We start from the raw sequence: 13,049 nt of genomic DNA, 5'->3' as shown, positions 1-13,049 counted from the left end.
ACGATGTTGATCCCCATCTCCTACCTCCGTTGCCTTTAGCTGGGGCCATTGTCCAACCGCAGCGTCGCAGATCCTGCAACTACCGGCTGAGGGATGGGGCTAATCAGGTAATCCCTTTGCGCATGGGCAATGGTGCCGTACTGCACGCGCTGGTACTGCTCGGCCAATGCGACGATCTGCTGCGCGACATCGTCCGCATAGCTGCGCTGCTGCAGCTGGCGTGCGCGCCACGCGGCACGTTCGGGCTCCCCCCACGGTTGCCCGGGCGTGCCGATCGGATACCTCTGGTTAGTCGTCATTGCAGACACCCGTGCGAACAAAGCCCCAAGGGTAAGCGCTCTGCGCACAGAAGCAAAAAGGCCCCGCACTGCGTGGCCGATGCAACCTTGAAGAGCTGACGCTTACTTCTTTGCCGTGACCCCTGGGGTGGCGTCGCGGACCAGAAACTCTTCAGTCAACTCCGGCAAATGCGCCAGCAGCCAATCGGCCATGGCCTGCTCCTGGGGCGGGATCTGTTCGCACACGCGCTGCGTTTCGATATCGCCCACGGTCTTGGCGGCACCCAGCAACGCGGTGTAGGTCGCGATCTCCAGATTCTCGAACACGTAGCTGGCCATCGCACCCTTGACGATTTCGTCGGAGGTGGTCATGCCGCCCATCGCCTGCCCGAATGCGGCCATCTTGCCCATGGCATCCTTGATAATCGACGGTGAGCCGCCCAGACGCTCGATGCACGACTCGACCAAGCGCTGTTGCCCCAGCGTCTCTTCCAGATGCTGCTCGATACGGGCTTTGAGCTGGGGATAGTGCTCGATGCGTGCGGCCTGGGCCTTGAGCATCTGCTCGGCCTGCTGCTCCATTGCATGCGCATCGCGCAACCAGTCCATCAGGTTTTCTTGGGGTTCGGCCATGGGGTTCTCCTGTGTTTGCGATCTATCCAGCCTGCAGCGGCGCCGATGAAAGATGTGCCTGTTCGAAGTGAACGCTGCGTGCGACGTCTACGCGGCATTGACATGGCGCCACGGGACCGGCTGCTCCGCCAGCCAAACATGCGTGCAGTCACAACCGGACTGAGAACCTGCCGCGATCTTTGAGGACCTGCATGCAACGCGATGCCGCCGACCGCCCTGGCGACCCAAGAACGAATACGCCCGGATACCGGTCTTGGCGATGCCTCATGCCGCGGCAGCGTGGCAAGCCCACGATCGGGTGGGCTGCAAATCCTGCCGACGTTGGGAGCCGCCGTGTGCATGGAGTGAAATTTTTCCGTGCAATCGATGTCGGACATCATGCAGGACTGCAAAAATTTCTCGCCTGCGCTTGGTGCGTTGCACAGCAAGCGGTCGTGGATCTTTCAACGCGTACGGAACATCACGTGCGATGGTTGAGTAAGAAAAACTGCAATCGATTGCGCCTCGGCGCGTGCAGCACGCTGTTTGCCTCAAACCAAAAGCAACACAGGCGCTAGGCCTTATGGGCGTAGCGCCTGTGTCCAAACCTCATACGAGATTCGCTCTCCAAGACCGGCACGCCAGAGCGCGCCGATGGTTGGATTAAGCGGATTCTTCTTGCGGCTTGACCTGCTTGGAACGCCCGCCCTTGCTGCCGATCCGCGACATGTGGTCGCGATCGCGGCTCACGGCTTGGCCACCCTTACGGCCAGCCTCGCGTGCTTCGTCGCTAGTAAATTCGTGCGCATTGCCGCTGGCATGCGCGGCTTTGCCACCGCTACTCGCCAACAGGCGACGCTTCTCCGGATCCAATGCGGCAAAGCCGCGCCGGCTACGGGTCGTGTTTTGTACGTCTTCCACTGTGCCTCCTCTCGATGCTTCGGTTACGCCTGGGTAATGGGCTAACCGCAACATTCGTGCCAACCCGGAAAGGCAGGCCCCGCGGCACATCGCGGGTGGATGCAGGAAAAAACGGCTGCGCTCGCTGCGCAAATCTTGCACGCCTGTATATCGCCGAACGATTGGGCCTACCTCTTGGGTAGATAGCGCTATCACGGGGCGCTGCTGCGGTGCAGAAGTGGCTAGAGGGATTGCGCAGGCGCAGCAGCAACAGCTGCTGTGCCTGGATCAAGCGCCCTGCCCTGATGCAGGCATGTTCGAATCTCGCGTAGTCGGATTGCCACGCACGGCAGGGATCAGGCCTCAGCGTTCAGCTCACTAGATCGTCTGCGTGAGGCAGTCGCCTCGGCGATGGCGTGCGCAGCGCCTCGCAGGGCGCATCCTGGTGATCACGCAAGATCGCTCGACCAATTCGCCACTGGAGTGCCAGGACGGCAGCGCAGCCACAGGGCGAAACAGGCAGTGCCCGCACACAGACTGCGCGTGGATCTGGGCGCGCACTGAGGCGCCCTCAACGCACCAGGCATTGATACACGCCCCGCGAAAGACTTTGCGACTGCGTGCAGGCAAGTACCACTGGCCGCCGTTCGGAACCATTACCCGTGCCGTGCACGCACGGATGCGGCTGGCGAGGCGGCCTGGCAAGCAGTCTCCGGAGGCAAACGCACCATGTCACGCAGAAACCGTGAGCCCGAATCGCCCCGCCCTGCAGCCGCACCCTCCGTGGTGCGCGGCTCTCATCCCACGGCCTGCACCACCATCGCCCCACCACGGTCGTCGCACGCTGCAGCAGCTTCGGACACAGCATCGCCCACCAGCAACAAGGTCGGCAGGCCCGGTGGCAGCGCGGCTGCTGTCATCCCCAGATCGCCCAGGGTGGTGAGGCGACGTTGCTGCTCCGGCCGTGTGGCGGCCTGCGCGATGGCGGCGGGCGTGCTGGCCGGCAGATGCGACAGCAATGCAGCGGCCAGCGCATCTGCGCGGCGCAGACCCATGTAAATGCCCAGCGTGGTGCCGCTGGCCGCCAGCGCGCCCCAGTTCGGCTCGCCGTGGTCATGCGCGTGCGCGGTGACGAAGGTGATGCCGTGGCAGTGGCTGCGATGGTTCAGCGAGACGTCCAGTGCGGCGGCCGCAGCGAACGCCGCACTCACGCCGTTGATCACCTGCACGCCGACACCGACACGACGCAGGAAGCCAATCTCTTCGCCAGCGCGGCCGAACAGTAGCGCATCGCCCCCTTTCACGCGCAGGCCCTGCAACGCGTAGCGACGCATCAGCCGGCAGATGAACGCCTGCGGTGTCGACCGGCATCCGCCGCGCTTGCCGACCCGGATCACGCGCGCCTGCGGTGCAAGTTCGACGATCTCCGGGTTGGCCAGATCGTCGAGCAGCAACACCTGCGCTGACGCCAGGGCCTTCACCGCCTTGATGGTGAGCAACTCCAGATCGCCGTGGCCGGCGGACAACACCACCACATCACGCGCGCAGGAAGGGGGGGACTGACATGGGAATCTCGCCGGGTGTGGAGGGACGGTGCAGTCATAGGACAGGTGCGCTCACGCGAGTCGCGGTTGCCGGCACAGCCGAGTGAGTTGCGGCATGCACGAGCCACAGACGGTGCCGCAGCCCAGGCGTTGCGTGAGTTGCGCAACATCGGCGCCATCGTCGATGGCCGCGTGAATCGCGGCGGCCGAGTATGCATGCAGGTGCACACGATCGGGTCGTTGGGTGCGCTGTGGGTGTGCGCGAACACCGACAGCCACGCACCACGCCACGGCTTGCCAGTCAAACCGACCTCTCGACAAATGGGGCAATCTCGCTCTGCAACCACCACCACAGAATCCAACACGACAAATCAGTTGCCTCTCGGCTTATCGAACAACCGATTGCTGCGATGATCGCTGTCCGGCGCGGCGACACCCACGCATGCAGCTGCACACCGATAGTTGTCGAGTCGGTGGATATCGCCGAGCCGGGCGATGTCGTCGTCTTGAACTTCATGCCATCCCCAGCGCTGAAACTTGCTCAGGAACCACTCACCGTCCGACAGCCACGGCATATTCACTACTCCGCCACGGTGAAAGGCTAGCGCAGTCGCATCATCGGCGGCAGCGTCGCGACCAACATTCGACTCAACCTCGGCATGCACCCCCAGACACACCGCCAGATGCGTCGCCGGCACCCCGATATGCTGCGGCTCGGCCAGCCACTGCGCACATTGCGCGCGATTGGCTGGCGCCGCGTCCAGCCAACGACAGGCCTCCAGCACGCAAGCGGTCAAGCGCTCGCTCAACTCCGGCTGCAGCGCTGCGAATTCACGGCGGCAGGCGAGCACTTTCTCCGGATGACCAGGCCACAACTCGCCGCTGCGGATCACACGCCGCCCCGTGCCCTGCGCTTCGGCCACCGCCGCCCACGGCTCGCCAGAGCAATACCCGTCGACCAAACCGCTGGCCAGCGCCTCGGGCATCTGCTGTGTGGGAATGCTGAGCACATCCACATCGCCGATCCGGTCCACCCCGCCTGCAGCCAGCCAGTAGTACAGCCATAGCGCATGCGTTCCGGTGGGAAAGGTTTGCGCAAACACCGCACGCCGTCCCAATCCTGCCAATGCCTGTGGCAGCGTGCGGCCGGCCGCCAACGCGCACGACGGGATATTCGGCTTGGCTCATAGATTCATGCCAACAACTCGGCCATGGCCACGATGCGGCGCGCCACTTGGGCCAGTTTGACGCCCTGCTTCATCGCCTGCTGGCGTAAAGCCGCGTAGGCATCGGCCTCGCTCAGGCCACGTTTTTCCATCAACAAGCCCTTCGCGCGGTCGATCTGCTTGCGGTCCTGCAGCGCCTGCTGCACCTCGTCCAGGCGCTTGCGCATGCTGCTTTCCTGCGCAAAACAGGCCAGCGCCACCTGCACGATGGGCGCCAACCGTGCGGGTGCCAGGCCATCCACCACGTACGCCGTCACGCCCGCGCCCACCGCTGCATGGATCAACGCATCGTCGCCATCGCCGGAGAACATCACCACCGGCCGCGGCGCGTGCGCATGCAACATCGACAGCTGCTCCAAGGTATCGCGGGAAGGCGAATCCATCGATCACCACCACATCCGGCTGCTGGCGTTGCACGGCATGCAACAGCGCGCTGACCGAGGACACGTCATCGAGCACCGAGTAGCCGGCGCGCGTCAGTGCCTGGCGCAGTTCGCCGATCGGCTTTTTTGTATCGTTGACCAGCAAAACACGGATTGACAGCAGCGAGGCATGGACGTGGCCTGATGGTGCCATGCAACATGCCGCTGGTGCGAGCCATCTTTTCGGAGTGTGTCTAATGCCGTTGTTTCCGCTGTTCGCTAACCTGCAGGGGCGTGCCGTGCTGGTCATCGGTGGCGGCGAAGTCGCCACACGCAAGGTACTGGCGCTGCTGAAGGCGCAGGCGCACATCCAGTTGTATGCGCATGCGCTTTCGCCCGAACTTGCCCAGCTGCTGCAGGCCGGGCGCTTCGAGCAGATGACAGGCGAGTTCGATCCTGGCTGGATCGACAACGTGTGGCTGGTCGTCGCTGCCACCGATGATGTGGATTTGAATCGACGCGTCGCCGCAGCGGCCGGCGCACGCCAGCGTCTGGCCAATGTCGTGGACGATGCCGAGCTCTCCACCTACCAGGTGCCGGCGATTGTCGACCGCGATCCGCTGGTGATTGCGATTTCGTCGGCGGGCGCGGCACCGATGCTGGCGCGCCGACTGCGCGAGCGACTGGAGCGCGAACTGCATGCCTCGGTCGGGACGCTGGCGGCCTTGTTCGCCCGGAACCGCGAGCGCATTCGTCAGCAGTTGCCGGACATGAACCGGCGGCGTCGGTGGTTCGATCAGGTAATCGACGGGAAGGTGCCGCAATTGCTGCAGGCCGGCGATACCGCCGCCGCCGAAACCGCCTTTGCCGTCGCGTTGGATGCGGTGGACAGCGTTCCGGCGCGCGGCAGCGTGCAATGGGTTGGTGCCGGCCCGGGCGATCCGGGCCTGCTCACGCTCAATGCCTTGCGTGCCCTGAACCTGGCCGACGTGCTGCTGCTGGCGTCGGACGTGCCCGCTGCGGTGGTGGAACTGGCACGCCGGGATGCGCAACGGCGCGGCTGGCCGGAGACGCTGGGCGCGCAGCAGGCCGTCGTATTGGAGTTGGTCGGCGCCGGGCTGCAGGTTGTGGTCTTGCGCATGGGCAGCGGCGATGTCATCCCGGCGGAGCTGGAAGCGGCCCTGCACGCGCAGGGCATCCTGTCGGTGCGGGTTCCGGGTTTGCCGCTCCATTAGGTTTTTCCAAGCGCGTTGCCGGGTTCGACGCGCTTGGACGCCACTGCGCACCGCGCGCCAGCAACGCTCGGCGCGCGGTGTCCTGCTGCAGGCACGAGCGATTGCCATGCCGATCGCCCGCCCGACCGACCGCGCAACGCATCCGCGGGAAATGACCGCTCCTCCGCCGCGCAATGGCGCTCGATCGCAACCCGCCAGCGCACGCCATCGGCATGGCGTCATCGCGTGCAGGAACACCGGCCGGAGCCGCGAGCGTGGCCGGTTTCACCCCCTGCCTGGCCGAAAACGTCTCCAGCACGGTGCGCTCATCTGCGTAAAGTCGAGCACGTCATCCCGGCTCGGACATCGCCACGACCATGCAGACGCCTTCGCCGTCCCAGACGTTCCCGCTCGACCGCAGCGATGCGGTCTGCATCATCGGTGCTGGCCCGGGTGGCTCAGCGCGGCGCGCGCGCTCAAGGCACAGGGGCTGGACTACGACCAGTTCGAACGCCACGGCGACCTTGGCGGGATATGGGACGTCAGCAACCCCGGCTCGCCGATCTACGACTCCACCCATTTCATTTCCTCGCGCGATCTATCGGCCTTCATCGGCCATCCCATGCCGCGCCATTACCCCGACTACCCGTCGCATCGGCAGATCCTGGCCTACCTGCGCAGCTTCGCCGAGACCTTCGGCCTGCGCGAGAAGATGCAGTTCGACACCGCCGTGCGGCGCATCGACAAACAGGCGGACGGGTGCTGGCAGGTGGCGTTGGCCGATGGATCGCAGCGCATCTACGCCGCGGTGATCTGCGCATCGGGCGTCAACTGGGACCCCAGCATGCCGCAGTTGCCCGGCCACTTCGACGGCGACATCCGCCACTCGGTCAGCTTCCGCCATGGCGACGAGTTCCGCGGCAAGCGCGTGCTGGTGCTGGGTGCCGGCAACTCCGGCGCAGACATTGCCTGCGAGGCGGCCATGCATGCGCAGCGCGCCTTTCTCAGCGTGCGCCGCGGGTATCATTTCATCCCCAAGCACCTGATGGGAATCCCGGTCGACCAGATCGCCGAAACCGGTCCCCACCTGCCTTTATGGCTGGCGCGCCCGATCTTCTCGGCCCTGCTGGGTCTGGTCAACGGCGATCTGACCAAGCTGGGGTTGCCCAAGCCGGACCACCGCTTGTTCGAAAGTCACCCGCTGCTCAACGCCCAGCTGCTGCACCACCTGCAGCACGGCAACATCGCCGTCAAACCCGATATCGACCGACTGGACGGCAGGCACGTGGTGTTCAAGGACGGCAGCCGCGAGCAGATCGATCTGCTGCTGTGCGCCACCGGCTACCGCTGGAGTTGCCCGTATGCCAGCGCGTATTTCATCTGGAACGACGGGCGCCCGCAGATGTACCTGTCGATGTTCAACCGCACGCATCGCAACCTGTTCGGGATCGGCTACCTGGAAATCAATTCCAGCGCGTACAAGCTGTTCGATATCCAGGCCCACATGATCGCGTCCTATCTGACCGCACAACGCCGCGATCCGGCCAGCGCACGCCGCTTCGATGCGTTGATCGAAAACGATACGCCGGACCTGTCCGGCGGCATCCGTTTCGTGGCATCGCAGCGCCACGCGGTCTACATCGAGGCGCATGCATTCAAACGCTATCTGCATCAGCTGCGCAGACAACTGGGCTGGGGCGAGCTGAGCGAACGCATGTACGACGCGCTCAAGCTCGGCGCCAGTGGCGATCCACGCGTGGGCACTGCAGCCACCGCGCGGCTGGCCGACAGCGAGGTTGCCCGTGGCTAAGCCGCAGGATCTGCGCGGCTGGAATGCGGTGATCACCGGCGGCGCGGGCGGACTAGGTCGCGCGATCGCCGCGCGCCTGATCCAGCGTGGCGTGCGTTGCTTGCTGGTGGATATCGATGCCGATGCGCTGGCGCGTGCGGTGCAGGCGCTGGGGCCGCTGGCGTGCGCGCAGGTGGCCGACCTGACCGATCCGGCCGCGCGCGACCGTCTCGCCGCGCGACTCGATACCGACTGGGGGCGGGTGCAGCTGTTGGTCAACAATGCCGTCATCGTCGGCACCATGCCGTTTGAACAGCGCACCCCCGAGTCGATCCGTGGCGAACTGGAGTTGAACCTGATGGCGCCGTTGTTGCTGACGCACCGGTTGCTGCCGCTGCTGCAGCGCAGTGGCGACGGGCGCGTGGTGAACATCGTCTCGCTGGGCGGCATGTTTCCGTTGCCGGAGCCGACGGTCTACTCGGCCAGCAAGTTCGGGCTGCGCGGTGCCATGCGCTGCCTGGGACTGGACGGCGCACGCCTGGGCGTTCGCATCTCCATCGTCAACCCGTCGGCCACCGACACTCCGATGCTGATGCGCGAAGCCCTCCACGGCGGCAACAAATTGCAGTTCATGGATCGGCCGCAACAACCTGACGAAGTCGCATTGCAGGTGTTGCGGTGCCTGGACGCACCGTGCCTGGAGCGCTTCGTGCGCCCCAGCGAATCGTGGACGGTACGGCTGGCCATGCTGCTGCCCAACCTGCTGACGCGCGCCCTGCCGCTGTTCGCATGCAGCGCCGAGCGCGGGCATCGCACGTATCTTGCATCGCTGCAGCAGCGTGGCCTGATTCGCCCACGCCAGGACGGATGAGAAGTGGTGCCGCCCGCTCACCGCGAAGACGCGCGCACCCTTGCTGCGACGCAAGCGACAACGCAGCAGACCTGAGCCGCTGCCTGGCGCCCGCACGCGGCAACGTATGCGGCGGCAGCGACGTTCGATGACAAACCGGCACGCAGCTGCGGCCTAGTAGCGTGTCTGGCCGATCGCTCAGCGCGGTTCGCGCGCCTGTCCGGGTGAATGGCCGGACCAACGTTGGAAGGCGCGCCGAAACGCCCGTGCATCGGCGTATCCCACCGCTTGCGCCACCTCGGCCACGGTCATCTGCGAATTGCGCAGCAGATCCTGCGCACGTTCGTAGCGGACGGCATCGCGCAGCGCCCGGTAGCCGACCTGCTGCGCGCCGAGCCGGTGCCGCAGCGTGCGCTCGCTGCAATTGGCTTGGCGCGCGAGCTCCGGTTGCCGCGGCGCACGCTCGGCATCGCTGCGTAGCCGCAGTGCGATCCATTCGACCAACTCATTGCGCGGCGCCGGCCGTTGGATCAGGGTTTCAAGTTGGTGCCGCAATAGTCCGCACGTGGTGCGGTCGTAACCCGGCAGCCGCGCGGCCAGCCACTTTGCCTCCAGCGTCATTCGGTTCCGGCCGGCGCCAAACCGCACCGGGCAGTGGAAAACGCGCGTGTAGATCTCCAGCGGGGCCGATCGCGCGAAGGCCAGTTCCACCGCACGCGGTCGGATGTCGGGCCCCAGCATGCAGCGACTGACATTGAGGGCACCGGCAAAGGCTTCCTCGATGAGGTATGGCTCGATCTCCAGGTCGAACACATGCGGCACCAGGTCGATGGACGCTGCGGGGCCTTGCTGTACGAACAGGTGCTGCATCATCGCCCCGGCTTCGTGCTGCCCCAGGCCATAGGCAATCGCTTCGCCAAAAGTTTCGCAGGTGAGCATGGCCAGCCCGGTCAGGCCCCAGGACACCGGCCGTTGCCGCATTCCGGCCGCCAGGCCCATCGCCGGCTCGTCCAGTAGCCGGCGTGCGCGCAGGATCAGCGCACGCACCTGCCGGTAAGACAGCAGCAGATCGCAGTCGTGCAGGTCGCGGTCAGTGAATCCCAATCCCTTGCACAGCCGCTCCGGCGCGTGCCCACGACCTTCGACCAGGCCCAGCAGCGAGCGCACGGTGTTGGGAACGATGTTGGCGATGCGGCGGCTATCGACCGGCGCAGGGCGCGCCTTGCCGACCTCAGAGGTTGGCTGCCTGCGTGTGACGGCCGCGCGCGCGCGCGGCATGCTCCGCGTAGCGTTCGCGTCCGAGGCGGTAACAGCGTGCCGTGCAGTCAACAGCTCCCCCACACGACGCGTGCCATGCAGCAGTACAAGCCGGCCGGTGCTGAACCTCTTGCATGCGTTGCACCCTCGCAGAATGCGGCCTCGAGCACTCGACCGCTCGACCGCACTCTAGCGCAAGTGATGGCGCGCAGCTCCGTCCAGCAAACACCGACGCGTCAAGTCATCACTCCCGCGACAATCGCTTGCGCGTGCTGTCGCGTAAATCCACGTCGAAAGTGACCTGCAAGGTCATCGCCTCGGCATGCCCGGCGCCCGCATCGAAACTGAATTGAAGCCCGTCGCGACGCGGTAGCTGGCGTGCGTGTTCCTCCAGCGCATCGCGCGGGATCGTCAGTTGCCAATGATCGGTGGCGCAATTGCACGCGGCGCGACCGCCGGTAAGGCTCACGCTGTGTCTCACCAACCGTGCGCCCTGCCCGCTCGGCAGCCGGCTGAGATTGTCGACGCTGCGGCCAGCCAGCAGGCTGGCCAGCTCCTCCTCGTCGATACGAAAGCGCAGATGCTGGCCTTCAATCTGGATTTTCATGGATCAGCCGGCTCCATTGCTCGGGCGTATTGCAATTGACGAACTCGGCGCGTTCGCTGGCAGTGACAGTCACGCGATGGCATTGCAGTGAATGCTGCAAGGCGCGCAGCGAGCGTGACGATGCAGCGCCTGCCATCAGCATTGTCAACGCCTCGCGCACGCTGGCATCCAGGTGCAGGCACATCGGCAGCATCTGGTCCTCGAAAGCCACACAGCGGTGCTGCGATGGGGCCAGCAGCTTGCCCAGCAACGCGGCCGACAACAGCGGCATATCCACCGGCACCACCACCAGCGTGGTCGCATCGGCAGCGCCTGCGATCACGCTTGCCAGCCCGCCAAGCGGGCCCAGATCGGGCTGGACGTCGGCAATGCCGGCGTATTCGGGCCAGTTGCCGCTCACCACCACGTGCTGCGCACCGGCCTGGCGCAGCAGCGCCTGCATCTGTTCCAGCAACGGGCGCCCACGCCAGGGCAGCAACGCTTTGTCCTGCCCCATGCGCGAGGACCGTCCACCGGCCAGCACCACGCCCGTCCATGGCTGCTGCAGCGTCATGCAACGGCCCCAGGATGGATGGCACGCACAGGCAGGTTCATGGCGCGATGGCCGGCGCGGCCGGTTGCAGATGGCCCAAGCCGAACACCTCGGCATGCGTGCTCGCTGCAGCGCCTTCGTCCTGCGGTTCCAGCACTGCCCAGACGTTGGCCTGCAGCAACGGTGCTACACGAAAGGATTCTTGCTGCGGCAGGATCTGCACCGACAATTGGCCGGCCGCGCTGCACAGCAGGCGTGCCCACAGATGCTGCCGCCAGATCGGCCGGGCCGGCATCGGCGCTGCTAACGCGACGCGCAAGCCACGCTCAACCGGCATGCCCAACCAACCGCGCAACGCCGGCTCGACGAAAAAGCGCAGCCCGGCCGCACTGGCCATCGGGTTGCCGGGCAAGCCCACATACAGCGCACCATCGCCAAAGCGTGCAAGCAGTACCGGTTTGCCCGGTCGCACCGCGACCCTATGAAACAGCACTTCGGCAGCGTGACGTGCCAACGCATCCGGGATGAAATCGTAACGACCACGCGAAACCGCGCCGGTGCTCAGGATGAGATCGGCACCGGCATGGCGGGCCTGTGCCAGTGCCGCATCGAACCCAGCATCGTCGTCGCCCACCTGCCCGCGCCACACGACATCGGCGCCGGCGGCATGCAACTGAGCCAGCAGATAACTGCTGGTGCCGTCGCGGATCTGGCCCGGCTGCAGGGGTTGTGCGGGGTCGCCGATCAACTCGCGTCCAGTGGCGATCAAGGCCACGCGCGGCCGCCGCACCACCTGCACACGCGCGCAGCCCAGGCCAGCCAGCAGCATCAGATGCGCACCGCGCAGCACGGTGCCGGCGTCGATCACGCGATCGTGCAAGCGCACGTCTTCGCCGCGACGACGGATGTGCTGGCCCGCACGCACCGGCTGACGCAGGCGGATGCGGCTGGGCCGCTCGCCGTCGTGTTCGAGGATCTGCACTTGCTCGATCGGTACCACCGCATCGGCACCCGGCGGCACGCCGGCGCCGGTCATGATTTCGCAGGCCGTACCGATCGCAGCCGCACCGGCGTTGTGCCCGGCTGCAACGGTGCCGCTCACCACATGCTCGCTTGCTGCCAACGCCCCCATCCCCGCGGTCGCCAGTGCAAACCCATCCATTGCGCTGTTGTCGAAGGGCGGCAACTCGGCCTGGCTCGACAAGGCGTCGGCCAGCACGCGGTCTTCGGCGTCGGCGCTTGCCACCCACTCGCTGGCGAGGGTTGCGACGTGTGCGTGGACCAACGCGAGTGCTTCGGCATAGCTGATCATGTGCAGGACAGTGCCGACCAATGGATGACCCGGCTAGAGGATACCGGCCCCTGGCGCAGCAGGTACAGGCATGGCTATTGCGACGCGGTCGTGTGTCTATCGGTCGTGGTGTGCATCCCCGGGCACCACGCTTGAAGCTGCTCGAACGGTATGCAGACAATGTGCGCTGCAAGGTTGCAGGGCTTCCTCAAGCAACTGCACGCATGCGATGCGTCGACGTCGTGGGCTGGCTCGCCAGCATCGTCCTGATCGCCACCTTGATCCGGCAGATCTATAAACAATGGCGCTCCGATGCCGCGCAGGGCGTCTCGCGCTGGTTGTTCCTCGGCCAGATCAGTGCCTTGGTATTGTTCATCCTCTACAGCTATTTGGTGGGCAACACGGTGTTTATCGTAAACAATATGCTGATCCTGCTGACGGCCCTGACCGGCTACGCATTGCAGCGGGTCAAGCGCCGCAGGCTGGAACGCGCAGCGTAGACAGGCTGCGTGGACTCCGGCCGGCTGAGCTAGGTGTTCAGTCCCGGCATTAGATGGATCGGATTCACTTTGAACCGCTCGGGTTCG

Annotated in this window: 9 protein-coding genes and 6 pseudogenes; 4 read left to right on the top strand and 11 right to left on the bottom strand. The window is 65.6% G+C overall.

Going from position 1 to position 13,049, the window contains the following annotated elements; all coding sequences use genetic code 11:
* Positions 1-38: 38 nt before the first annotated feature.
* The 7 genes and pseudogenes from XAXN_RS07085 to XAXN_RS22990 all read right to left on the bottom strand — a co-directional run.
* Positions 39-299, bottom strand: a pseudogene (locus XAXN_RS07085) (hypothetical protein); the annotation flags it as partial.
* Positions 300-401: 102 nt separating this feature from the next.
* Positions 402-911, bottom strand: coding sequence for a ferritin-like domain-containing protein (locus XAXN_RS07080; protein ID WP_054319023.1), 510 nt, complete (start codon positions 909-911; stop codon positions 402-404).
* A 642-nt stretch (positions 912-1,553) separates the two neighbouring features.
* Entirely contained in the window at positions 1,554-1,811 is a 258-nt protein-coding gene (locus tag XAXN_RS07075; protein WP_054319022.1) for a KGG domain-containing protein, read from the bottom strand.
* A 776-nt stretch (positions 1,812-2,587) separates the two neighbouring features.
* Positions 2,588-3,325, bottom strand: a complete 738-nt coding sequence (cobA, locus tag XAXN_RS07070) for a uroporphyrinogen-III C-methyltransferase (RefSeq protein WP_054319021.1) — start codon at positions 3,323-3,325, stop codon at positions 2,588-2,590.
* 81 nt (positions 3,326-3,406) lie between these two features.
* Positions 3,407-3,639 (bottom strand): annotated as a pseudogene (locus tag XAXN_RS20840) ((2Fe-2S)-binding protein); the annotation flags it as partial.
* A 66-nt stretch (positions 3,640-3,705) separates the two neighbouring features.
* Positions 3,706-4,494 (bottom strand): annotated as a pseudogene (locus XAXN_RS07065) (CmpA/NrtA family ABC transporter substrate-binding protein); the annotation flags it as partial.
* Between the two features lie 32 nt (positions 4,495-4,526).
* A pseudogene (locus XAXN_RS22990) lies at positions 4,527-5,097 on the bottom strand (ANTAR domain-containing response regulator).
* 82 nt (positions 5,098-5,179) lie between these two features.
* Here XAXN_RS22990 and XAXN_RS07055 point away from each other — a divergent pair.
* The 3 genes and pseudogenes from XAXN_RS07055 to XAXN_RS07045 all read left to right on the top strand — a co-directional run.
* Complete coding sequence (locus XAXN_RS07055) at positions 5,180-6,157, top strand: NAD(P)-dependent oxidoreductase (protein WP_054319020.1); 978 nt, start codon at positions 5,180-5,182, stop codon at positions 6,155-6,157.
* Between the two features lie 356 nt (positions 6,158-6,513).
* Positions 6,514-7,946 (top strand): annotated as a pseudogene (locus XAXN_RS07050) (flavin-containing monooxygenase).
* A pseudogene (locus tag XAXN_RS07045) lies at positions 7,939-8,793 on the top strand (SDR family NAD(P)-dependent oxidoreductase); the annotation flags it as partial. The pseudogenes XAXN_RS07050 and XAXN_RS07045, both read left to right, overlap by 8 nt.
* 180 nt (positions 8,794-8,973) lie before the next feature.
* Here the strand turns inward: XAXN_RS07045 and XAXN_RS07040 are convergent.
* From XAXN_RS07040 to XAXN_RS07025, 4 genes are all read right to left on the bottom strand, one after another.
* Positions 8,974-10,053, bottom strand: a complete 1,080-nt coding sequence (locus XAXN_RS07040; protein WP_054319018.1) for an AraC family transcriptional regulator — start codon at positions 10,051-10,053, stop codon at positions 8,974-8,976.
* 223 nt (positions 10,054-10,276) lie between these two features.
* The gene (locus XAXN_RS07035; protein ID WP_042824290.1) at positions 10,277-10,639 is read right to left on the bottom strand and encodes a hypothetical protein; all 363 of its coding nucleotides are present in this window, start codon (positions 10,637-10,639) and stop codon (positions 10,277-10,279) included.
* A complete protein-coding gene (gene mobA, locus XAXN_RS07030; protein WP_054319017.1) occupies positions 10,623-11,192 on the bottom strand; it encodes a molybdenum cofactor guanylyltransferase in 570 nt (189 codons plus the stop codon). Before mobA ends, XAXN_RS07035 begins: the two co-directional genes overlap by 17 nt.
* Before the next feature lie 37 nt (positions 11,193-11,229).
* A complete protein-coding gene (locus XAXN_RS07025) occupies positions 11,230-12,504 on the bottom strand; it encodes a molybdopterin molybdotransferase MoeA (RefSeq protein ID WP_134980473.1) in 1,275 nt (424 codons plus the stop codon).
* A gap of 182 nt (positions 12,505-12,686) precedes the next feature.
* Between XAXN_RS07025 and XAXN_RS07020 the strand changes: the two genes are divergently transcribed.
* Entirely contained in the window at positions 12,687-12,962 is a 276-nt protein-coding gene (locus tag XAXN_RS07020; protein WP_054319016.1) for a PQ-loop repeat-containing protein, read from the top strand.
* Positions 12,963-13,049 lie beyond the last annotated feature (87 nt).

The sequence above is a fragment of the Xanthomonas axonopodis genome (genome assembly GCF_001304695.1).
GTDB lineage: Bacteria > Pseudomonadota > Gammaproteobacteria > Xanthomonadales > Xanthomonadaceae > Xanthomonas > Xanthomonas axonopodis.
Note: the sequence above shows the minus strand (reverse complement) of the source record. Positions and strands in the feature narration are given on the sequence as shown.

Bases quoted from the DNA above. Each gene is read 5' to 3' on its own strand.
- XAXN_RS07080 (WP_054319023.1), bottom strand. From the start codon at position 911: ATGGCCGAACCCCAAGAAAACCTGATGGACTGGTTGCGCGATGCGCAT.
- XAXN_RS07055 (WP_054319020.1), top strand. From the start codon at position 5,180: ATGCCGTTGTTTCCGCTGTTCGCTAACCTGCAGGGGCGTGCCGTGCTG.
- XAXN_RS07040 (WP_054319018.1), bottom strand. From the start codon at position 10,053: ATGCCGCGCGCGCGCGCGGCCGTCACACGCAGGCAGCCAACCTCTGAG.
- XAXN_RS07035 (WP_042824290.1), bottom strand. From the start codon at position 10,639: ATGAAAATCCAGATTGAAGGCCAGCATCTGCGCTTTCGTATCGACGAG.
- mobA (WP_054319017.1), bottom strand. From the start codon at position 11,192: ATGACGCTGCAGCAGCCATGGACGGGCGTGGTGCTGGCCGGTGGACGG.
- XAXN_RS07020 (WP_054319016.1), top strand. From the start codon at position 12,687: ATGCGATGCGTCGACGTCGTGGGCTGGCTCGCCAGCATCGTCCTGATC.